Origin of the sequence: Aquibaculum sediminis, assembly GCF_040712085.1 — a bacterium.
In the GTDB taxonomy this organism is placed as follows: domain Bacteria; phylum Pseudomonadota; class Alphaproteobacteria; order Kiloniellales; family DSM-21159; genus Aquibaculum; species Aquibaculum sediminis.
On record NZ_JBFCVK010000001.1, the window covers coordinates 141,605 to 163,478 of the forward strand.

The window sequence follows — 21,874 nt, forward strand, 5'->3', positions numbered from 1 at the left end:
CGTCACTCCGGAACGGTCTCGGTCGCGACGCCACGCGCCAGCCAGGTGGCGATTCGCGGCGGGGCCTGTAGGCGCGCGGGACGGCAGTGGTACTGCAGCGAGCAGGCATTGCAGCGGCGTGGGTCGTGTATCGGTGCCGGGACGTGCCCGCCGGTGATCGCGGAACGCGCCTCCTGGGCTACCTTTGCAGTAATTGCTCGCAACGCCGCATCAAAGACCACTACCTTGCGGCGCCGGCTCTGCCCATAGAAGAGCGCCCCCTCCGGCACAGAGGAGCCGAGCATCTCTTCGAGGCAGATCGCCTGGGCGCAAAGCTGCACTTCGTCGGCGCGGTGGGGCTTGGGGCGGCCGCGTTTGTACTCTACTGGATAAGGCGCAGGTGGGCGGCCTATCAGTTCCACCACATCAGCCACGCCGTGCACGCCGAGGCTTTCGCTGGCAAGCTGCACCCTGCGCAAGATGCGCCTTGTGCCACGGCTCTCAATAAATCCGCCGTCGGTGCGCTGGTGAAGCACGCGCCCCTCTGCAGTCAGCTGGTTCTCGACCCATAGCCTTTCGACATGGATCAGCGCGCATTGGCGAGGACAAAACAGCCAATGCTGTAAGGCCGAGATAGGCAGGCTGTCATCAGAAGGGCTCAACGATGCTCACACCGGTGGGCAGGCCCTCGGCTTCCAAGGCGATGCTGTAGTCGGAAAATCGACGCGCAGGCGGCCAATTGTGGCTGCGTGGGTCGCCTGCTGGCACGGCCTCGCCACTATGGAGCCGATGGACGGTAACACGCTCAAACAGCTTGTGCGCCTGTGCGTTACCAAGGGCGCTGTCGTGACGAAAGGCGATCAGCCGGCGGCCGGCCATCACCCCGCGAGCGGCCGAGCGGTCGTGATCGAACATGTCGCGGAATGCATCCCACAACAGGTTTAGATCGTCTTCGCCGAACCCGGTGCGCTCGGCTAGCTTGGCGTTGACGAAACCATGCGCGCAATAGAGGCCGTAAGGCACAATGTGCTTACGCCCCATGGTTCTTTCTGTGCCTTTATCCCAATCTTTTTCGTTCGTCACCGAAGAGCGGGTAATCGAAATTTCCAGCGGCATGATCGGCTCGACCGAACGGGCGAAGGAAAGCTGCACCGGTCCACGTACTTGCCCCGCGTTGACTTCGGTGGTCATCACTGCGCCGAAAGTGCGAATATCGAAAAAATTGGCGCACATCCACTTCGTCAAGCCCTGCGCCTCTTCTACCTTCTTTGGTAGCTTCTTGGCTTCGGATTTAATGCCTAGGGCTTCATAGGCCCGGCTATGCTGGCGGTTAAGAACCTCGCGCTCTGCCATATATATCTCATAGCCCGGCTGCCCCCCTCGGGCTTCGGTAACATAGTTCCGCACCTTCCGCTTAAGGCTGACATCCGAAACAAGGCCCTGGTTGGTCTCGGGATCCATGCGCGGCAGATTGCCGGCATCGGGGTCGCCGTTGGGGTTGCCGTTCTCGACATCGAAGAAGAAGACGAAATCGTATCGGTTGGAAAGGGTGGTCATCCTGAAGCTCCCTGATCTTCACTGACTTCTTCGGCATTGGCTTCATGCGTCTGCTTTTTCGCCCAGCGCTGGTGGTAATATCCGGCGACAAAGCGTCCCTGGTCCTCGAGATTCAACGAGCGTGGCAGATCTGCGCCCAGCCCCGCCCAAATACGGCCCATTTCGGCATCCATCCAATGTGCCAATCCACCGCCCTCGCCCTTGCGGAGCAGTGCCAGATGGTGGGTGGCGTTCTTAACTAATACCGGGAACATCCGCGCGGGCGTGGCCGATGCTGCGGCAAAATAACGGTCCTTGATGTTTGCGTTGAGGCCGGGCCGGGCCGCCTGCTGAATGCGCTCCAGCACAGCGAACAGCCGCCCCAGCCGATAGGCCGGATTGACACTGTCAGGATCGAGAGCCACGGGAATCTCCTCTTTGCCGATGTTTCGACGGATGAACGCCTTGCAGATGGCGGCGCGCCGTCCGGATATCTCGCCATCGGCGCGAATGCGGCCGATCACCGCCGACAGCAGCGAGCGTGGGTAGGAGCTGCCGGTGAGCACGGCACGCATCAACTCACCTCCGAGGAGCGGCGGGATGTTCTCGGCCTTGCGCTGAAGCGCAGTCTCGTAAAGCAACGACCAAGCTGTTGGAGACGTTTTCCAGGGCGCGGGTGCGATTTCGAGGTCTTTCCAGAAGCGCGAGACGTTGCGCGCGAAATCGCCAACGGTGCCAGGGTACCAGAATCGCACGGACACGCGCGCTGCATTGGGCGCGAGACCGAGAATATAGACGCGCGTTGTAGGATCGAACTCAGGCGTTTCCGAAGTACTACCCTGCGCCACCGCCTCCAGCCGCGCGCGCAGCTTCGCCGTGGCGCTGTCCTCGTCCTCAACTGGCGGGTCGAAGGACTCGGCCATTAACGCCTCTATCTCTTCCGCTTCGCTCGCTTCGGGAGCCTCGGCCCAGAACACGACCGTGGAATCACCGATGCGCAAATGTCGGCGTTCGCCTTTCGCCAGCAGCGCATTGAGAGCCGTCCCATAGGCAAAGGCAGCCCGTTCTGAGACGGGGGCATTATCGCCCTGGCTCTTGCCATGCGATTCATAGGCCTCACTGTTGAATGCCACCAGCGAGGCGCCGGAGCTTTGCCCTCCGGCCACGCCCTTGATTGAGGGGTGCAGCCGCGCGACTGGCGCCCGCTCACCAGTTACCAGGCACAGCATCCCACCTTCAGTCGCTCCTGGCCGCTGGATCAACTCAATGGCAGCGGGCCGGTCATGCACGAACCGCGGACGGCCCATGTCGTCGCAATCACCATCGAGCCGGAAAACGATGTTCTGGTTGAGCACGGCTATGGGTTGATCGGTGCCTGCGAAATCTTCGGGTTGCCAGCGCTCCAAAAAGCGCCGCAATGCAAGGAGTCCCGGATCATCGGTTTCGGCCAGAAGCTCAGCATGCAGCGTCTTGAACGCAGCATGCTCCTCGGCCGTGCGGCGACCCTGGCCGGGGCGAATTCCGCCATCGTCCCCCGCTTCCGCGATTAGGCCAAGGGTGTAGGCGGTCTTGTCCCATAGCCGGTTCGCAGCAATGCCGGATGCTCGCTTCACCGCTGCCGGTACCGCAAGTGAGCGCGGCAACATGTTTCGGCCCTTTTCATCGGGCACCAACATCGAGGCAATCTTTAAAACCCGCCCGTCGGCATCGATCACCACCTCACCACCGATCCTCTCAATCGAGAATCCGAGGCGCGGCGCCTCTCCCTGGCCGGCCATGCGCTCGTAGAGTGTGGCAAGCGCCGTGAGGATGGTCATTGCACCAGACCTTCCGCCCGGGCCTTTGCCACGTCGACCACCCCACCCACCATCTGCGCGCGGAAGAACAGCGGCTCGCGTCTGGTGGCATAGTCGATGTCATAAAGCATCCAGCCTAGATCACGGTCGTACATTTCGGCCGGCAGCTTGCTCTCGGGAATCTCCTCGGTCAGCTCGAAATGAGCCGGAAATTCGCGTACCCCCAGACAAGGCCGATGGAAGCACTGCCCCGCTGCGGCACGCCGACGAAACATGTCAAGATGCTTGCCTTCGGTATCGTCCGCATCCGCGCGCGGTGTAAGTTCGAAATGCGCTTCGATGCAATAGGCAACGTCCCGTAGCGCCAACATGGCGCGCTGCTGACGATCATTTTCTACCACCTTGCGCAACCCAGCGGTCGTGCCTGCCTTCATTGCCGCGGCGGCAACACGCGCGGATATCTTTGAGCCTACCTCGTTGCGGCGGATGTTCTGAAAGCGGATCGGACGCAACACATGGATACGATCAATCACCCAGCGAATGGCGGGCTTCCAGTGTACCGCCTCAAGAATGCCGCGGGCGGCAGACGGAGTCATTACATCATAGGAGACACGCTCGACCTTCATCTCGGGCCGGGTGAAACAAGCGTGATCGCCCCAGACGTGCAGCTTAATGCCATAGGCCAAGGATACTCTCCTCATGTCTCAAGAAATCCGAGGTCCGTGAAATTGTCCCAACGCAGCCCTGCGCGCGCATCATAGAGCGAGTTGTTCGCCAAAAGTGCGAACTGCGGCCCGAATTCTTGTTCGTGCCAGAACTCAACCGCGCCCTTTGCCAGCATTCTCGCTCGCACCTTGCGCGGCACCTGCACCTGATAAGCCTGCAAGGCGCGAGCGATCACACCAGTGGTACGGAAGCGCAGTCGCTCCAGCTCGTCCGGTGCTATGCCCCAGTCACCCCCGACAATGATCACCGGCAACCCGCCCTCATTGATCAGTTGAAACTTCAACGCGATGTCGGCGAAGGGGTACTGCATTGCATTGCCGGCTTTCGCGATTGCAGTGAGGATGCCGCGGGTATCCCCTATCTCGATGGCGTCCAGACCCTGATCGAGAGACCAGTACACATCGCGGAAATAGGCATTGACCGCTTCTAGAGAGAGAGGGTCATCGAAGCGCTCCAGAACATGCCCGGCCTCTTCGGCGAATTTGGCCAGATCGCGTGGCAGCTTGTGCTCCGCCGGACGAAACACAAACACCTCTCCCATCCCCTCTAGCATCCCCTCGCGGTTGCATCGACCGGCGGCCTGGGCGATGGAGTCGATACCTGCCAGCGCCCGCCAGACCTGTGGAAAATCGACATCCACCCCAGCCTCGATCAGCGATGTCGCCACCAGCCGCACGGGTGCATTGCGCTTAAGCCGGCCCCGGATATCACCCAACACAGCGCGGCGATGCGCGGCGGTCATCGACGTAGTCAGATGCGCCGCGCCGGGCATATCGTGGATCGCCTCGAATAAGCTCCGGGCATGGGCGCGGGTGTTGACAATCATTAGAGTCTGCTCGGCTGCCCGCAGCCGTTCGGCGAGCGCCACGTCATCCATCACGCCCACATCTTGCACCCGCACCCGTCGCAGCGTGGCATGTAAAGATGGAGGGTCGGGGGCTAGCTCGCGCACGTCTTCCAGCGCTGCCTCGCCGAAGCCATCCTCACTCCGAAACGCCGGCTGCGTGGCTGTGCACAGCACCACCGAAGCCCCATAGCCGCGCGCCAACTCGCTCACCGCCCTGAGAGACGGGCGCAGCAGCCGCAGCGGCAAGGTCTGCGCCTCGTCCAGAACCACCACAGATTGCGCGATATTGTGCAGCTTTCGGCAGTGGGAGGGGCGGTTAGCATAAAGGCTTTCGAGAAACTGGACCGCCGTTGTCACGATGACGGGCCGGTTCCAGTTCTGTGTCGCTAAGCGCAGACGCTCTGACTCGCTGTGATCGGTCAAGCCATCCCAATCGAAAGAGGAATGGTGTTCAAGGATCGCGTCATCGTCGCCCAGCGCCTCGCGAAAAACGGCAGCAGTTTGCTCTACGATGGACGTGTACGGGATCACATAGATCACCCGCCGCAGACCGTGAATAAGAGCATGGTCCAATGCGAAGGCTAGCGAAGCCAGAGTCTTGCCCCCGCCTGTCGGCACGTTGAGCGAGAACAATCCCGGTGCCATTGGAGCGTGATCGCGCACATGCTTGAGGATTGCCCGGCGCTGTTCGTTCACGGCGCCCGGCCTGCCCTCCAGCGCACTGAAACGCCCATCCAGACTTTCCCGCAGATCCTCCAATCGTCCGCGCCAGTCGCGCTCGCGTTCATTCCGCCCCTCGGCTTTGTCGTAGAAGGCTTCCGTGGCGATGAAGTCGCCATCCACGAGCGCCGAGAACAGCATTCGGATGAGAAACTGCAGTCGGAAGTGGATATCGGCCTTTTCGCGCGCGCCGCGCAACTGGTCGGGTGGCCACGGTGGCGGAGATGGCGTCGGGATACCTTCCGGCAGTTCGAGGCGACTGGCTGTCTGCAATCGCTCTTCCAGCGGCAGGCCCGGCGCTTCGCCACTCAATCCATTGGGCAAGCCGGTGTGATGCCCCGCGATACAGTAGGCCAACAGCCAGCCCCATTTTCCCAGCTTATCAGAAGCGTATAGCGCGCCCTCGGCACTGTGAGGCTCACCGTTCTTCTCGCCATAAAGTTTTGCCTGAAAGGCCGGTTTGGCTTTGCCCAGGTCATGCAGTAAGCCCGCAGCCCACGCAGAATCCCGAGCATCGAATGTCGCTGCGCGTACGGCAGCAAACTCGGCAACCTCCTTGAGGTGGTCTTCAAGGCGCTCCCAGTGCTGACAATCGGCACCAGCGAGTGAATGCGCAAACAGTGTTTGTGCTGAGGATAACATCCTAAAGTAATGCGTTCACACCAGCATGCGTGTCAATCGATTCCGCACCACACCTCAGGTAGCATGGTGCTCACCCGCCCTGCTCACCAACTCTTCATAGAGCTAAGTTTGGTCCGTTCGTTAGGGACCGAAGGCGGTGACGCTAAAGTGACTGAACGGTCAAATCCTCGGAGGCGCCTTCAGGCGCAATGACTTGCCACCCAGGGCACGCCGCGCCTCCGCCTGCACATATGCTGGTGTTCCTGGCTGGAGGCATTGACCGAGGCTTCTTGCAGGGCTGGCGCGAGAAACGGGGCCAAAGGCAGTCCGACTGACGCGCAAGGGCAATGCGCAGACCAAAGCTTCCGCCCCAAAAATTCCAAGCCCCTGTTCCCATTTCTAACGCAAAACCAATCTTTTGTGCGTACTGGCTGGAAGCTCAACGCCAGGGAGTCCGCTTCGCGATCCAGAACCAGCCCGACTAGCCGCCCGCTCACATCGAAGCGCAGTGGCAGCAGGAACAGGGGGCATTCCAACAGCCACCGGGGGGGATCCACCCCAGTCCGCATTGGACCAGCCTAAGTCGGGCCTTTGACCCCGATTGCGTAGACGTCACCAACGCCTCCGAAAAGGGCGCCCGTCAACAAATTATACTTTGTAGAAGGTTTGTAGAAATGCGAAACGGCGGCCAAATCGCCGCCGTTACGATTCTCTAAGTTCTTGATTTTCTGAGGGTTTTTGGCGCGCCCGGGAAGATTCGAACTCCCAACCTTCTGATCCGTAGTCAGATGCTCTATCCAGTTGAGCTACGGGCGCCGCCGCGGTCGGTGGTGGCCCGTGGTGGGGCGTTTCCGGCCGGCTGCGAGTGTCTAACAAAAGGCCTCGCGCCTTGCAAGCGCACTTCTCGCGCTTTTGCCTTTTGCGCCGAAGCCCCCGATCGGGGTAAATCAGACCCGGTCGCGCAGGCCGGACGCGCCGCTCTTCTCGGCGCAGTGGGCACAGCAATAGATGCTCTCGCCCGCCTCGACACCGTGGCCGATGATGCGGCAGTCGCAGTGGGCGCAGCGCGGGGCGGCCGTGGCGATGGCGCACTCGAAGCTGTCGAAGGTCCAGGTCTGCCCGCCCCGGCTCAGTTGAAAGGCCTTGTCGTAGTCGTTGCCGCAGTGATCGCAAACCGCCATGGTCAGCTCCTCTTGCTGGGGTTCTGGTTGGCACAACGGCCTCGAGCGCATCGCGGTTCCAGGCTGCAAGCCGGCGATTTCCGGCCGCGGGAAGCGTTGCTCTGTGTGGCGCCTTCGGTTTCAATGGCGCCGACCAAGACCTGCAATGACATGAAGGAGCGGCCGCCCGTGGACTCCAGCGCCCCCGACAAGACCTTTCCCGTTTCCTGGTGGGAACTCCACCGCGATGCCAAGGCGCTGGCCTGGCGCCTGATGGCGGCACAGCCCTTCAAGGGCATCATCGCGATCACCCGCGGCGGCCTGGTGCCGGCGGCCATCATCGCCCGCGAACTCGAGGTGCGCCTCATCGACACGCTCTGCATCGCCAGCTACGACGACCGCAGCCAGGGCGATGCCCAGGTGCTCAAGCGTATCTCCGGCGACGGCACCGGCTGGCTTATCGTCGACGATCTGGTGGACACGGGCTCCACCGCGCGGGTGGTGCGCGAGATGCTGCCCAAAGCGCATTTCGCCACCGTCTACGCCAAACCGGCGGGCCGGCCGCTGGTGGACACCTTCGTGACCGAGGTCAGCCAGGACACCTGGATCCTCTTCCCCTGGGACACCGACATGCAGGCGGTGCCGCCACTCATCAAGCGCTGAGTCCTATCCGCCGCCAGGCGGCGCAAGCCGGAGGCCTTCCCATGCTCCTTCCCCGTCGCCGAGCCCTTTCCGCCCTGCTGCTGTTCCTCTCGTTCTGGGTGGTTTCGCCCAGTGCTCAAGCCGAGGAGCACACCGCCGAGGCCATGGTGGCGGCCGCCAATCCCCTCGCCGTGGAGGCCGGCGTCGAGATGCTGCGCGCCGGCGGCTCGGCGGTCGATGCCGCGATTGTGGTGCAACTGGTGCTGGGCCTGGTGGAGCCGCAGTCTTCGGGCATCGGCGGCGGCGCCTTTCTGCTGCACTACGGGGCGCAGGGCGGCGCAATCCAGGCCTATGACGGCCGCGAAACCACGCCCATGGCGGCGGGGCCGGATCTGTTCCTCGATGAGCAGGGCCGAGCGATGGACTTCTGGGAGGCGGTGGTGGGCGGCCGCTCGGTGGGCACGCCCGGCCTGCTGCGCATGCTGGAACTGGCGCATGAGTCCCACGGCACGCTGCCCTGGCGCGCGCTCTTCGACCCGGCTATCCGTCTGGCCGAAGAGGGCTTCGCCATCTCACCGCGGCTGGCCGGGCAGATCGCCGCCGACGAGTACCTGCAGACCGATCCGACGGCGCGCGCCTACTTCTACACCTCCGAGGGCGCGCCCAAGCCGGCCGGCACGTGGCTGCGCAATCCCGACTATGCCGAGAGCCTGCGCCGCATCGCCCGCGAGGGCGCCGACGGCTTCTACCGCGGGGCGATTGCCGCCGACATCGTCGCCAAAGTACAGGGGGCGGAGAACCCCGGCCTGTTGAGCGAAGCGGATCTGGCCGCCTACGAGGCCAAGGAGCGCGCCGCGCTCTGCGGCAGCTACCGCGCCTACAAGGTCTGCGGCATGCCGCCGCCCACCTCCGGCGGGGTGGCCGTGCTCCAGATCCTGGGAATGCTGGAGAACTTCGATCTCTCGGGTTTGGCGCCCGACGGGGCGGAGGCCGTGCATCTGCTCGCGGAGGCGTCCCGCCTCGCCTTTACCGACCGCAACGCCTATCTGGCCGACAGCGACTACGTGGCCGTGCCGCTGGATCGCCTTCTCGACCCCTCCTACCTGAGGCAGCGCGCGGCGCTGATCCAGCGCGACGCGGTGATGCCCGAGGCGGAGCCGGGCCGCCTGCCCCAGCGCGGGGCGCTGGCCCCGGAAGTCGACACGCCCAGCACCTCGCACCTGGTCGTGGTCGATGCCGCGGGCAATTCGGTTTCCATGACCAGTTCCGTGGAATCCGCCTTCGGATCGCGGCTTATGGTGCGCGGCTTTCTGCTGAACAACCAGCTGACCGATTTCTCCTTCCTGCCTGAGATCGAAGGCGAGGAGGTGGCCAATCGCGTTGCGCCGGGCAAGCGACCGCGCAGTTCCATGTCACCCACTCTGGTGTTCGACGAGGACGGCGCGTTCCACCTTGCCGCCGGTTCGCCGGGCGGCGCACGCATCATCGGCTATACCGTCAATGCGCTGCTGGCTATGCTCGAGTGGGACCTGGACCCGCAAACTGCGGTTGCGGGCGCCCATGCCGCCAACCTGAACGGTCCAACCCTGCTGGAAGCCGGCAGCGCGCTGGAGACGCTGGAAGAGGGACTCCAGACGCTCGGCCACGAAACCCGGGTGACGGAGATGACCAGCGGCCTGCACGTCATCCGGCGTGGCGTCGATGGCCTCGAGGGTGGCGCCGACCCGCGCCGGGAAGGCATTGTCGCCCAGCCCTGACCCCCGCTCCTGCCTCTGACCTTGCGGCCAGGGCGCCGCAGGTCAGACGTTGAAGCGGAAGTGGAAGACGTCGCCGTCGACCACCGGGTACTCCTTGCCCTCGGCGCGCATCTTGCCGGCGTCCTTCGCTCCCTGCTCGCCGCCCAGGGCGATGTAGTCGTCGAAGGCGATGGTCTCGGCACGGATGAAGCCGCGCTCGAAATCGCTGTGGATGACACCGGCGGCCTGCGGCGCCCGGGCTCCGCGCTTCACCGTCCAGGCGCGCGCTTCCTTCGGGCCGACCGTGAAGAAGGTGATGAGGTCCAGCAGCGCATAGCCGGCGCGAATCAGCCTGGCGAGCCCGCTTTCCGCCAGGCCCAGCTCCTCAAGGAAGGCCTGCTTCTCCTCACCGTCGAGCGCAGCGATCTCCGCCTCGATGGCGGCCGAGATGACCACAAAGCCGGCGCCTTCCGCCTCGGCCTTCTCGCGCACCTTCTCGGAGAGCGCGTTGCCCTCGGCCACTTCGTGCTCGGCAACGTTCGCTGCGTAGAGCACCGGCTTGGCGGTCAGCAGGTTGAGCGAGCGGAAGAGCGGCTTCTGCTCCTCTGAAATCTCGACGGTGCGCGCGGGGCGGCCATCGCGTAGCGCGGCGAGTACCGGCTCCAACACGGCCATGCGCAGGCGCGCCTCCTTGTCACCTATCTTTGCGCGCTTGGCCGTGGTGTCGGCCTGCCTCTCCAGGCTGTCGAGGTCGGCCATCATCAGTTCGGTCTCGACCGTCTCCGCATCACGTAAGGGATCGACCGAGCCCTCGACGTGGGTCACGTCGCCTTCGAAGCAGCGCAGCACATGCACGATAGCGTCGACTTCGCGGATGTTCGCCAGGAACTGGTTGCCCAGCCCCTCCCCCTTGGAAGCGCCCCGGACCAGACCGGCAATGTCGACGAACTCGAGCTGGGTCGGAATGACCTTGGCCGATTTCGAGATTGTGGCCAGGCGTTCCAGACGTGGGTCGGGCACGGCCACGCGGCCGACATTGGGCTCGATGGTGCAGAAGGGATAATTGGCCGCTTCCGCCGCGGCGGTCTCGGTCAGAGCGTTGAAAAGCGTCGACTTGCCGACGTTCGGCAGGCCGACGATGCCGCATTTGAAACCCATGTCACTCGTCTCTTTGTTTGTCGCCGCTCAGGCGGTGAAGCGCGCCCTTGAGCGCGCGAGCCAGCGCACCCTGCTCTTCCCGTGGAGCGGGGGTGGGCTCTGGAGGTGCGTCGGCAGAAGGCGCCTTGGCTGGCCCTTCGTTGGGAGCCGAGGCCTTCGGCTTGGGTGGTGCCAGGTCCTGCATGACCTTGGAGGTGTAGGCGTTGTCCGCCTGTTCGCTGTTCTCGCCCAGCAGCGCGGCATGGCGGGCCATGGCATCGAAGAGCTGTTCGAACAGGGGCTGCTCGCCCTTGGACAGATCGCCGAGGACGTGACCCAGCACACGCTCCTTGTCGCCGGGGTGGCCGATGCCGATGCGCAGACGCCGGAACTCCGGGCCGATGTGCTGGGCAATGGAGCGCAGACCATTGTGCCCGGCATGCCCGCCACCGCGCTTCAACTTGATCTTGCCCGGCGCTAGGTCGAGTTCGTCGTGCAGCACCAGCACGTCCTCGGGGCCCAACTTGAAGAACCGCAGCGCCTCGCCCACGGCCCGGCCGGACTCGTTCATGTAGGTCATGGGCTTCAGCACCAGGACCTTGTCCGCGCCGAATTGCCCCTCAGCCGCGTCGCTTTGGAAGCGCTGACGCCAGGGAGAAAAGGCGCGACGCCGGGCCATCGCCTCCACGGCCATGAAGCCGACGTTGTGGCGATTCCCGGCGTACTTGGGTCCCGGATTACCGAGCCCGACAAGCAACAGCATCTGTTCCTCTCGTGCCCAGAGCAAAAGCAGGTGTCCGGGCAGCAGCCCTGAAGCCCGCTCCGGACGCACTAGAGCAGACCGCATTCAATCTGAGCCTGTGGTTCAGCTTGAATGCGATCCGGTCTAAGCGCCCTGCAGCCCCGATCTACAGCGGGGCCGCAGGGCACCCAAGGCTCACTCTTCAGCGGCTTCTGTCGACTCCGCTTCCTCTTCGGCTTCCTCTTCCTCGGCAGCCTCGGCCTTCACGGCACTCGGCGCGACGATGGTGGCGATGGTAAAGTCGCGGTCGCTGATCGTCGGCGTCACACCCTTGGCCAGCTTCACGCCGCTGATGTGCAGGCTGTCACCGATATCGGCTTCGGCCAGATCCACGTCGATGTGCTCGGGCATCGTCGTCGGCGAGCATTCCACCTCGACATCGTGGCGCACGATGTTGAGCACGCCGCCACGCTTCAGACCCGGAGAGGTCTCCTCGTTCAGGAAGCGCACCGGAACGGCCACGGTGAACGTCGAACCCTTCGCCACACGCAGAAAGTCGAAGTGCAGCGGCTCCTCCTTGATCGGATGCATCTGCAAATCGCGCGGCAGCACCTGCTCCTTCTTGCCGCCCACCTCGATGGTGAACAGGCGGGCGAAGAAACCCGGGCGATTGAGCTCGCGCTTCATCAGGCGCGTCTCGATGGTCACGGACACCGGATCCTTGCCGGCGCCATAGATCACGGCCGGAACACGGCCGGCGCGGCGAGCGGCACGGGCGGTCCCCTTTCCGGCCCGGTCCCGCAACTCCGCAGGAAGATTGACAGTCTCGCTCATTCTCTCAACTCCTAGTCAGGGTCATTTTCATAGGTCGACGGACCACGCGCCCGCCGCGGGCAAACGAGCCCGGCCTCCAGGGGTGCCGGACCCGAGCGCCGGCCGCCTCAGTTCGAGGACGGCATATCGAACAGGCTGGAAACGGAATGCTCGTCGCTGATCCGGCGAATCGCCTCGCCCAGCAGCGGGGCGATGGAGAGCTGCCGGATGTTCTGCGCCACGCGCATGGCTTCCGTTGCCTGAATGGAATCGGTGGTGACCAGTTCGGTCAGCGGCGAGGAACTGACGCGCGCCACGGCACCGCCGGACAGCACGCCGTGCGTCACATAGGCCGAGACCGACACCGCACCGGCGTTGGTCAGCGCCACGGCGGCGTTGCACAGGGTGCCAGCGCTGTCGACGATGTCGTCCACCAGGATGCAGGTCCGCCCAGCCACGTCACCGATGATGTGCATCACCTCGGAGACTCCGGCCCGCTCGCGCCGCTTATCGATGATGGCCAGTTCTGCATCCAGCCGCTTGGCGATGGCGCGGGCACGCACCACGCCCCCGACGTCGGGGCTGACGATGGTCAGGTCCGCACCGTTGAAACGATCGACGATGTCCTTCACGAAGACCGGCGCGCTGTAGAGGTTGTCGGTCGGAATATCGAAGAAGCCCTGGATCTGCCCCGCGTGCAGATCAAGGGTCAGGACGCGGTCCGCGCCGGCCTTGGTGATCAGGTTGGCCACCAGCTTCGCCGAGATGGGCGTGCGCGGTCCCGATTTACGGTCCTGGCGCGCATAGCCATAATAGGGAAGCACCGCTGTGATGCGCCGGGCCGAGCCGCGCTTGAGCGCGTCGATGGCCACCAGCAGCTCCATCAGATTATCGTTTGCGGGATAGGAGGTTGATTGCACGACGAAAACGTCCTCGCCGCGCACGTTCTCGTGAATTTCGACAAAGACCTCCATGTCGGAGAAGCGCCGCATGGCCGCCTTCGTCAAAGGCAGATTGAGATAGGCCGAAATCGCTTCGGCCAGGGGCCGATTCGAGTTGCCTGTGAGAATTTTCATGTCAGCCGGACCGCCCAGATGGCTTGGAGCGTGGGATGCGCGGGACGCGCGACCGCAGCCGCCGCAGCCCTGCGGCGACGGGCGCGCGGACAATATCAACGCCTCCCACCCCTGTAAACGACGAACACCGACGCGCAAAATGGCGTGCGGAAGGGCCATAGGAAGTGCCGTCTATTTCACTCCGGCCACACGCCTGTGCGTTGACACCCGGCCCGCCGGTGCCTATAAGCCGCGCTCGTTCAGGAAATTACCGGGCTGTACGCCCCATTTGATTTTGGGAAGAGACCGATGAAGATCGTTAACTCGCTCAAGACCGCGAAGCTGCGCGAAAAGGGCTGCCAGATCGTGCGCCGCCGCGGCCGCGTTTACGTCATCAACAAGAAGCAGCCGCGCTTCAAGGCGCGCCAGGGCTGACTCCGGGGCGCTTCACGGCGCCCCATCGCCACAGGCGATACTTGGAAGGCCGTGCCGCTTTTGGCGCGGCCTTTCGCATGCGCGCATTTTGCCTCGATCCAGCGCCTTCAAGCCGCCGGGCATCAGGAGCAGAATCCAGACGCCGGAATCGTAACGCGATTCCCCGCTCTCGCGATTTGCGCTATGCATGCTTCCATGACGGCGAGAACGACACGACGCACCCTCCTGCTGTCCGCGCTGGCCAGTGCCATTGCCGCTGCCGGCGCCAGTGGCTTTCCGGCCCGGCTCTACGCCCAGGCCGAGATCAGCGAATCGCAGTTTCTTGAGCTCTCACAGGCCCTGACCGGGGCCTCACACCTGGATCCAGGCGTTGCGCAAACGCTGCTCGGCGGCTTCCTGTCCATGGGCAAGGGAGCGGAGCTCGAGGCTCTTGCCGCGGACATGCCGACCCCCGATGCGACCGGCAAAGTGGCAGAAGCCCTGATCGCCGCATGGTACTCCGGCATCTTCGTCGGTCCCGACGGACCGGTTGCAGCCGACTACACCGGCGCACTCTTTTGGAACGCACTGGCCTTCACCAAACCCGCCGGCTTTTGCGGAGGGGCGACGAACTACTGGTCGGAACCGCCGGAGTCGCAGCCGTGAACGACGTTGTCGCGGACGTGGTGGTGGTCGGCTCGGGCGTGGCCGGCGCACTCGCCGCAGCTCAACTCGCTGCCAAAGGCGTCGAGGTCGCCATTCTCGAAGCCGGCGCCAGGGTGGATCGCCAGGAGGGCGTGGAGCGCTTCTGGAACGCCGCGATCAAGGTGCCCGAAAGCCCCTACCCGCCCGCGCCCGAGGCGATGCATCCTGTCTCGAATGAACTCGACGGCTGGTACCGGCAGGCGGGCCCGGAGACCTTCGGCAGCACCTATCTGAAGGTCGTCGGTGGCACCACCTGGCACTGGCTCGGCACCACCTTGCGCTACCTGCCAAGCGATTTTCAGCTCGAGACGCACTATGGCCGGGGCGTTGACTGGCCCATCACCTACGATGAACTGGAGCCCTTCTACGCGCGTGCCGAGGAGGAACTGGGGGTCGCCGGCGATGACCGGGACGATCTCGGCTCGCCGCGCAGCAACGGCTATCCCATGCCGCCGGTCGGGCAGACCTATCTGGATCGCCAGGTCGCCGAGGCACTGGCGGGCAGCGAGTATCAATTGCGTGCTACTCCCCAGGCGCGCAACGTGGTCGAGCGGGATGGACGGCCGCCCTGCTGCGGCAGTGCCAGCTGCATTCCCATCTGCCCGGTCCAGGCGAAGTACGATGCGACGGTCCATCTGGACAAGGCCGTTGCGGCGGGTGCCCGCCTCTATGACCGAACCACCGCCATCTTCATCGAGGCGTCGGCCGAAGGGCAGATCACGGCGATTCGCTTTCGGCGCTGGGACGGCAGCAAGGGCATCGCGCGCGCCAAGGTCTTTCTGCTCGCCGCCCATGCCATCGAATCGCCGCGGCTGCTGCTCGCTTCAAAGGGCGAAGCCACACCGCAAGGCGTTGCCAATGCCTCCGACCAGGTCGGGCGGCACCTGATGGATCATCCCGTGCAGCTCTCCTGGGCCCTGACGAAGGAGCCCGTCTGGCCCTATCGTGGTCCCATCTCCACGTCCGGCATCGAGAACCTGCGCGATGGCGCGTTCCGCCGCGAGCGGGGCGCCTTCCGCGTCGAGATCGGCAACGACGGCTGGCTCTGGCCCACGGGCGGCCCAGTCATGGAAGCAGCCGCTCTGGTGCAGCAAGGGCTCCGCGGCGAGGAGCTGGACGCCGCCCTCGCCCATCAGGCTGCACGGCACATCCGCATCGGCTCCCTGGTTGAGCAGCTGCCGGATGCCGACAACCGCGTGACCCTCGATCCTGAGGAGAAGGACGTCTATGGCGTGCCGCTGCCGCGGCTGAGCTACGACGTGGACGCCTACACGCGCAGCGGCATGGCGGTCGCCAGGCAGGCGCACGACGAAATCTTCCAGAGACTCGGCACCACGCTGGTCCAGCACGCGCCCAGTTTCTTCGGTGCCGGCCATATCATCGGCACCACGCGCATGGGCGACAATCCGAAGACCTCGGTGGTTGACCGGGACCTGCGCAGCCACGACCACCCCAACCTCTTTATCCTGGGCTCATCCGTGTTCCCCACCTCAGCGACGGCCAACCCCACTCTGACCATAGCCGCCCTCACCCTTCGGGCCGTGGAGCCGGTGCTGGCCAGCCTTCGGAGCTGATCCCAACGGTCACCGGGTCGCGTTGACCCTCCATGGGCAAGTCCCCATACTCGCGCCCACCGGCGCAGGCAGGGTTCTGCCCGGCCAGGGAGAGATCGCCATGCACATGCCCGAACCGGATGCCGGCACCATTGGCCGCAAAAGCGAGATCGTCGCCGCGCTTCAGGCTCTGGTGCCCGGCGAGGGTGTCATTTTCGACGCCGAGGAACTGGCGGCTTACGAAAGCGATGGGCTGACCGCCTATCGCCAGCCGCCCCTGATCGTCGTCCTGCCCGAAACGGTGGAGCAGGTTTCAGCCGTCCTGCGCTACTGCAATGAGCAGAAGGTCAAGGTGGTGCCGCGCGGTGCCGGTACCTCGCTGTCCGGGGGCTCCTTGCCCCTGGCCGATGGCATTATCCTCGGTCTCGGCAAGTTCAACCGCATACTCGACATCGACTACGACAACCGCTGTGCCGTGGTGCAGCCGGGGGTAACCAACCTGGGCATCACCAAGGCCGTCGAGCATCGCGGCTTCTACTACGCCCCGGACCCCTCCAGCCAGATCGCCTGCTCCATCGGCGGCAACATCGCCGAGAATTCCGGCGGCGTGCACTGCCTCAAGTACGGACTGACCACCAACAACGTGCTGGGCATCGAACTGGTGCTGATGGACGGCACGGTGATGCGCCTGGGCGGCAAGCACATGGAGTCCGAAGGTTACGATCTGCTGGGCCTGCTCACCGGCTCCGAAGGCCTGTTGGGCGTCGTCACAGAGGTCACGGTACGCCTGTTGCGCCAGCCCGCCACTGCACGCGCCCTGCTACTGGGCTTCGAGACCAGCGAGGCAGGCGGCGACTGTGTGGCAGCGGTGATTGCCGCCGGGATCATCCCGGGCGGCATGGAGATGATGGACCGCCCCGCGATCCACGCCGCCGAAGACTTCGTGCAGGCCGGCTATCCCCGCGACGTGGAAGCGCTGCTGATCGTCGAACTGGATGGTCCCGAGGCCGAGGTCGACTACCTGATCGCCCGCTGTTCCGAGATCGCCAAGGCGAAGGGCGCCGTCTATGAACGCGTCTCTCAGAACGAAGAGGAGCGCGCCGTCTTCTGGGCCGGGCGCAAGGCGGCCTTCCCGGCTGTCGGCCGCATCTCTCCCGACTACTACTGCATGGACGGGACCATTCCCCGCCACCGCCTGCCCGAGGTCCTGCGCCGCATGCGCGAGCTGTCCGAGCATTACGGCCTGCGCGTGGCCAATGTCTTTCATGCCGGGGACGGCAACCTCCACCCCCTCATCCTCTATGATGCCAACGTGCCGGGCGAACTGGAGCGCTGCGAGGAGTTCGGCGCCGAGATACTCACGCTTTGCGTCGAGGTTGGCGGCGTCTTGACCGGAGAGCATGGGGTGGGCGTGGAGAAGCGCGATCTCATGCCCACCATGTTCTCCGAGATCGATCTGAAGCAGCAGCAACGCGTCAAGTGCGCCTTCGACCCGGACCATCTGCTCAATCCCGGCAAGGTCTTTCCGCAACTGCACCGCTGCGCCGAACTGGGGCGCATGCACGTGCACCGCGGCAAGATGCCCTTCCCCGACATCCCCCGGTTCTGATCCATGTCCCTTGTGAGCGAAACCCTCAGGCCCGAAACAGCGGAACAGCTGCAGGACGCACTGGTCTGGGCGCTTGCCGAACAATCGCCTTTGGAGATCCTGGGCCAGGGGACCAAGCGGGGCTGGGGCCGCCCGGTCGAAAGCCGCCATCGGCTGGACATGAGCGCGCTGAGCGGCATCACGCTCTACGAGCCAGAGGAACTGGTGCTGTCCGCGCGCGCCGGCACACCGCTGGCCGAGATCCGGGCTGCACTGGCCGAGCGAAACCAGGAACTGGCCTTCGAGCCCGGCGATTGGGCGCCGCTCTGGGGCGGCGCGGCAGGCGCCGGCACCGTGGGCGGCATGATCGGCTGCAATCTGGCGGGCCCGCGCCGCATCCGGCAGGGCGCTGCGCGAGACCATTTCCTGGGCTTCACCGCCGTCACCGGTCGGGGCGAGACGGTCAAGTCCGGCGGCCGCGTGGTGAAGAACGTCACGGGCTATGATCTCTCCAAGCTGCTCTGCGGCTCCTTCGGGACCCTGGCTGCCATGAGCGATGTCACGCTCAAAGTCCTACCGCGAGCGGAGAAGACGCGGACCGTGCTGCTGCTCGGCCTGGACGACCGGCGTGGAGTGCAGGCGCTCAGTGCGGCGCTGGGATCGCCGCACGAGGTTTCCGGCGCGGCACACCTGCCTGAAGAGGCCGCCGCAGGCTCGGCCGTTTCATACGTCAATCAGGCCGGAAGCAGCGTGACCGCGATCCGCGTCGAGGGTCCCGGCCCATCGGTGGACGCTCGTTGTGCTGCCTTGCGGCAGGAACTGGCCGGTTTCGGCGAAAGCGAAGAACTGCACAGCCACAACTCGCTCCAGTTCTGGCGGGAACTTTCAGACCTCGCCCCACTGGCAGCCCGCTCCGAACTGGCCATCTGGCGAGTCTCGGTCAAGCCAACTGATGGCCCCAATGTGGCGGCCGCGGTGCTGGCCAAGCAGAACGCCCTGCACTTCTTCGATTGGGGCGGCGGATTGGTCTGGTTCGGCATGCCGGCCGAAGGCGATGCCGGAGAGGCAGCTGTACGAGGCGCGCTTGCCGAACGCGGCGGCCACGCCACGCTGCTGCGCGCGCCGGAACCCTTGCGCGCCACGCTGCCGGTGTTCCAGCCTCAGGCCCCGGCGCTGGCAGCCCTCAGTCGGCGGGTGAAGGAGGCCTTCGATCCAAAGGCCGTGCTCAACCCGGGCCGGATGTACGCGGAGTTCTAGGCCATGCAGACCAATTTCACCCTGGCCCAGCTCGCCGACCCGGACGTTGCCGAGTCCGAGAAGATTCTGCGCACCTGCGTACACTGCGGTTTCTGCACCGCCACCTGCCCCACCTATGTCCTGCTGGGCGACGAGCTCGATAGCCCGCGTGGGCGCATCTACCTGATCAAGGAGATGCTGGAGCAGGATCGGCCGGCCACGGCACAGACCGTCAAGCACATCGACCGTTGCCTTTCCTGTCTCTCTTGCATGACCACCTGCCCTTCCGGCGTGCACTACATGCATCTTGTGGATCATGCGCGTACCCGCATCGAAGAGACTTACGTGCGGCCCTGGCCCGAGCGCCTGCTGCGCGGCCTCCTGGCCGAGGTGCTGCCCCATCCCGGACGTTTTCGCCTGGCCCTGCTTGGCGCGCAGATCGGGCGCCCCTTCGCTGCCCTCCTGCCCGGGCAGCTGCGCACACTGCTGGACATGGCGCCCAAGCACCTGCCCTCGCCATCGCCCGTCGACAAGCCCCAGACCTTTGCGGCGCAGGGGCCGCGCCGAGCGCGGGTGGCTCTGCTCAACGGCTGCGCGCAGCAGGTGCTGTCTCCGGAAATCAACGAAGCCACCATCCGCCTGCTCACTCGCCATGGCGTGGAGGTGGTGGTCAGCGAGGGAGCGGGCTGTTGCGGCGCGCTGGTCCACCACATGGGCAAGGAGGAGCCCGCGCACGCCGCGGCCAAGGCCAACATCGCCGCCTGGGACCGCACGCGCCGTGACGGTGGGCTGGATGCGGTGATCATCAACGCGTCCGGCTGCGGCACGACCGTGAAGGACTACGGCTTCATGCTGCGCGAGGATTCGGACTGGGCAGACAAGGCGGCCGAAATTTCCGCGATGACCAAGGATATCAGCGAGTTCATGGTCGAACTCGGCCTGAGGGAGCCGACGCGCCCCACGGGACAGATCATCGCCTATCATTCGGCCTGTTCGCTGCAGCATGGACAGAAGGTGCGAAGCCAGCCCAAGGCCTTGCTGCAGGCAGCCGGCTTCGTCGTGCGAGAGCCCTTCAATGCCCACCTCTGCTGCGGTTCGGCGGGCACCTATAACTTGCTGCAGCCGGAACTGGCGGGGCAGCTGCGTGAGCGCAAGCTGGAGACCCTGATGGATACAGGGGCGGTGGCAGTTGCGAGCGGAAACATCGGCTGCCTGACGCAGCTTGCGGACGACGCGGGTCTGCCGACGGTCCACACCGTATCGCTGCTTGATTGGGCTACAGGCGGGCCTTTGCCCCAAGCCTTGCAGGAACACCCGGCCTTCACCGAGGGCGCGCCGGCCATCCAGGCTGCGGCGGAATAACGCCCGTCGCTATTCCTCCGGCTGCTCCAAGCGGTGGCGCATCAGGAAGGGCACCTGGGACAGCACGAAAGCGAAAGTGATCACCATCTGGCCGATGGTGTCGAAGGCCACCCAGAAATCAGTGGACTGCGTGCGCCAGACCACCTCGTTGGCCGCCGCCATCACCAGGAAGAAGATGGCGAAGCGGTGCGTCAGTCCGGCCCAGGCACTGTGCCGCAGTGGGAAGGCCTTGCCGAGAATGAGCCGCAGCACCGGCCGCTGCATCCAGAGCGATATCCACAGCGCCGCGGCGAAGAGCACCTGCATCACCGTCGGCTTGATCTTGATGAAGAGGTCGTCCTGGAAGACCAGGGTCAGCACCCCGAACACGCTGACCACCGCTGCCGCGATCAGGGCCAGGACCGGCAGCTTGCGCGCGACGGCGAGTGACAGCGCCGTGGCGGCGAGGGTCGCCACTACGAGCACGGCCGTTGCCGTCAGGATGTCGCTCAGCAGGTAGGCAGCGAGAAAGAGGCCAAGGGGAACGTAGTCGCAGACCGGCTGCAGCCAGGGTGGCGCGCGTCGGACGTCTTCGCCGCTCATGCCGTGCCGTCGGCGTAGCGCTGCAGCTCGGCGGTTACAGAACTGCTCGCAGGCGTCTCGACGCCGAGTTCAGCGCCAAGTCGCGCGACGGCTCCGGTCAACCAGTGAAGCTCCAGTGGCCGACCGGCCTCCAGATCGTGCAGCATTGAGGCCTTCATGCCATCGGGTAGGCCTCGGGTGAAGGTCAGGACCTGATCAGCGGCGTCCTCCGGCAGGTTCACCTTCCGGGCACGTGCAACTGCGACTGCCTCGCGCACCAGATTTCCGTAGAAGGCCCAGGCGTTGGGTTTCTCCCTCAACGGCCCGATCGCCTGCCGCCACGAGGCCGTTAAACCTGCGAAGGGCGCGAGGAAGACAAACTTGCGCCAGATCGCGGCCTCGATATCCGCAGCAACTTCTGCCTCGATTCCGGCCCGTCGGCAGGCTGCCATCAAGCTGTCGAGGACGGGATGGCTGCCGCCACCGGGCAGCCCGACCACCAGCCGTGCCATCTCCCCAGTATGGCGCACCACTCCCGGCCGCTCCAGCGCTGCCGCGATATAGGCGACTGCCCCCAGCACCCGCTTCGCCCCCAGCCGGTTTTTCAAACGATCTTCGGATTCGACACCATTCTGCATGGCCGCAACCAGACCCTCGGACGCCAGATGCTCCTCAGCGATGTCGATGCCGCCTTCGAGGTCGCGAAGCTTCGTGCAGATCAGGACCAGATCGAAAGGCGCATCACTCTCCCTGTCGAGCAGACGCGGCTCTTGCAGGTGAAGGTCGCCAAGTGGCGAATGCACCCGCAGTCCAGACTCCCGCAGAACCGCCTCGGTCCCTGAACGCACCGCGAAAGTCACGTCCGCACCACCTGCTACCAAGCGTGCCCCGAAATAACCGCCGACAGCGCCCGCTCCCACCACCAGTATTCGCATCGTCAAGGGC

20 protein-coding genes and 1 tRNA gene are annotated in these 21,874 nt (G+C 64.8%); 8 read left to right on the forward strand and 13 right to left on the reverse strand.

Features of this window, described 5'->3' with window-relative positions; genetic code table 11:
* Positions 1–2 precede the first annotated feature (2 nt).
* The 7 genes from cas4 to ABZ720_RS00700 form a co-directional block, all read right to left on the reverse strand.
* The gene (gene cas4 / locus ABZ720_RS00670) at positions 3–641 is read right to left on the reverse strand and encodes a CRISPR-associated protein Cas4 (protein WP_366552753.1); all 639 of its coding nucleotides are present in this window, start codon (positions 639–641) and stop codon (positions 3–5) included.
* Entirely contained in the window at positions 628–1,536 is a 909-nt protein-coding gene (gene cas7c / locus ABZ720_RS00675) for a type I-C CRISPR-associated protein Cas7/Csd2 (protein WP_366552755.1), read from the reverse strand. The genes cas4 and cas7c overlap by 14 nt, the downstream gene beginning before the upstream one ends.
* On the reverse strand, positions 1,533–3,332 hold the full coding sequence (gene cas8c, locus ABZ720_RS00680; RefSeq protein ID WP_366552757.1) for a type I-C CRISPR-associated protein Cas8c/Csd1: 1,800 nt from the start codon (positions 3,330–3,332) through the stop codon (positions 1,533–1,535). The genes cas7c and cas8c overlap by 4 nt, the downstream gene beginning before the upstream one ends.
* A complete protein-coding gene (cas5c, locus tag ABZ720_RS00685; protein WP_366552759.1) occupies positions 3,329–3,997 on the reverse strand; it encodes a type I-C CRISPR-associated protein Cas5c in 669 nt (222 codons plus the stop codon). The genes cas8c and cas5c overlap by 4 nt, the downstream gene beginning before the upstream one ends.
* Before the next feature lie 11 nt (positions 3,998–4,008).
* Positions 4,009–6,246: a CRISPR-associated helicase Cas3' gene (cas3, locus tag ABZ720_RS00690; RefSeq protein WP_366552761.1), complete on the reverse strand. Its 2,238-nt coding sequence runs from the start codon at positions 6,244–6,246 to the stop codon at positions 4,009–4,011.
* A gap of 718 nt (positions 6,247–6,964) precedes the next feature.
* A tRNA-Arg gene (locus ABZ720_RS00695) sits at positions 6,965–7,041 on the reverse strand.
* Positions 7,042–7,172: 131 nt separating this feature from the next.
* On the reverse strand, positions 7,173–7,406 hold the full coding sequence (locus tag ABZ720_RS00700; RefSeq protein WP_366552763.1) for a metallothionein: 234 nt from the start codon (positions 7,404–7,406) through the stop codon (positions 7,173–7,175).
* A 168-nt stretch (positions 7,407–7,574) separates the two neighbouring features.
* On the opposite strand from ABZ720_RS00700, the gene gpt reads away from it, so the two are divergent.
* Both gpt and ggt read left to right on the forward strand, forming a co-directional pair.
* Positions 7,575–8,048: a xanthine phosphoribosyltransferase gene (gene gpt / locus ABZ720_RS00705; protein ID WP_366552765.1), complete on the forward strand. Its 474-nt coding sequence runs from the start codon at positions 7,575–7,577 to the stop codon at positions 8,046–8,048.
* 41 nt (positions 8,049–8,089) lie between these two features.
* Positions 8,090–9,784, forward strand: coding sequence for a gamma-glutamyltransferase (gene ggt / locus ABZ720_RS00710; RefSeq protein WP_366552767.1), 1,695 nt, complete (start codon positions 8,090–8,092; stop codon positions 9,782–9,784).
* 42 nt (positions 9,785–9,826) lie between these two features.
* On the opposite strand, the gene ychF is transcribed toward ggt, so the two are convergent.
* The 4 genes from ychF to ABZ720_RS00730 all read right to left on the reverse strand — a co-directional run bounded on the left by ychF (position 9,827) and on the right by ABZ720_RS00730 (position 13,531).
* Positions 9,827–10,921, reverse strand: a complete 1,095-nt coding sequence (gene ychF / locus ABZ720_RS00715) for a redox-regulated ATPase YchF (protein WP_366552769.1) — start codon at positions 10,919–10,921, stop codon at positions 9,827–9,829.
* A 1-nt stretch (position 10,922) separates the two neighbouring features.
* Positions 10,923–11,663, reverse strand: coding sequence for an aminoacyl-tRNA hydrolase (pth, locus tag ABZ720_RS00720; RefSeq protein WP_366552771.1), 741 nt, complete (start codon positions 11,661–11,663; stop codon positions 10,923–10,925).
* 174 nt (positions 11,664–11,837) lie between these two features.
* Positions 11,838–12,476: a 50S ribosomal protein L25/general stress protein Ctc gene (locus tag ABZ720_RS00725; protein ID WP_366552773.1), complete on the reverse strand. Its 639-nt coding sequence runs from the start codon at positions 12,474–12,476 to the stop codon at positions 11,838–11,840.
* A 107-nt stretch (positions 12,477–12,583) separates the two neighbouring features.
* On the reverse strand, positions 12,584–13,531 hold the full coding sequence (locus ABZ720_RS00730) for a ribose-phosphate pyrophosphokinase (RefSeq protein ID WP_275819933.1): 948 nt from the start codon (positions 13,529–13,531) through the stop codon (positions 12,584–12,586).
* Positions 13,532–13,819: 288 nt separating this feature from the next.
* On the opposite strand from ABZ720_RS00730, the gene ykgO reads away from it, so the two are divergent.
* From ykgO to glcF, 6 genes are all read left to right on the forward strand, one after another.
* Positions 13,820–13,945 carry a type B 50S ribosomal protein L36 gene (ykgO, locus tag ABZ720_RS00735; RefSeq protein ID WP_275819935.1) on the forward strand — a complete coding sequence of 42 codons (126 nt, stop codon included), beginning with the start codon at positions 13,820–13,822 and terminating at the stop codon, positions 13,943–13,945.
* Positions 13,946–14,140: 195 nt separating this feature from the next.
* The gene (locus tag ABZ720_RS00740) at positions 14,141–14,590 is read left to right on the forward strand and encodes a sugar dehydrogenase complex small subunit (RefSeq protein WP_366552776.1); all 450 of its coding nucleotides are present in this window, start codon (positions 14,141–14,143) and stop codon (positions 14,588–14,590) included.
* A complete protein-coding gene (locus ABZ720_RS00745) occupies positions 14,587–16,203 on the forward strand; it encodes a GMC family oxidoreductase (RefSeq protein WP_366552778.1) in 1,617 nt (538 codons plus the stop codon). The genes ABZ720_RS00740 and ABZ720_RS00745 overlap by 4 nt, the downstream gene beginning before the upstream one ends.
* Before the next feature lie 100 nt (positions 16,204–16,303).
* On the forward strand, positions 16,304–17,791 hold the full coding sequence (locus tag ABZ720_RS00750) for an FAD-linked oxidase C-terminal domain-containing protein (RefSeq protein WP_366552780.1): 1,488 nt from the start codon (positions 16,304–16,306) through the stop codon (positions 17,789–17,791).
* Between the two features lie 3 nt (positions 17,792–17,794).
* The gene (glcE, locus tag ABZ720_RS00755; RefSeq protein WP_366552782.1) at positions 17,795–19,027 is read left to right on the forward strand and encodes a glycolate oxidase subunit GlcE; all 1,233 of its coding nucleotides are present in this window, start codon (positions 17,795–17,797) and stop codon (positions 19,025–19,027) included.
* 3 nt (positions 19,028–19,030) lie between these two features.
* On the forward strand, positions 19,031–20,368 hold the full coding sequence (gene glcF, locus ABZ720_RS00760; RefSeq protein WP_366552784.1) for a glycolate oxidase subunit GlcF: 1,338 nt from the start codon (positions 19,031–19,033) through the stop codon (positions 20,366–20,368).
* A gap of 9 nt (positions 20,369–20,377) precedes the next feature.
* Here the strand turns inward: glcF and ABZ720_RS00765 are convergent, their stop codons facing one another.
* The gene (locus tag ABZ720_RS00765; RefSeq protein WP_366552786.1) at positions 20,378–20,950 is read right to left on the reverse strand and encodes an inner membrane-spanning protein YciB; all 573 of its coding nucleotides are present in this window, start codon (positions 20,948–20,950) and stop codon (positions 20,378–20,380) included.
* Positions 20,947–21,864: a ketopantoate reductase family protein gene (locus tag ABZ720_RS00770; RefSeq protein ID WP_366553527.1), complete on the reverse strand. Its 918-nt coding sequence runs from the start codon at positions 21,862–21,864 to the stop codon at positions 20,947–20,949. The genes ABZ720_RS00765 and ABZ720_RS00770 overlap by 4 nt, the downstream gene beginning before the upstream one ends.
* Positions 21,865–21,874 lie beyond the last annotated feature (10 nt).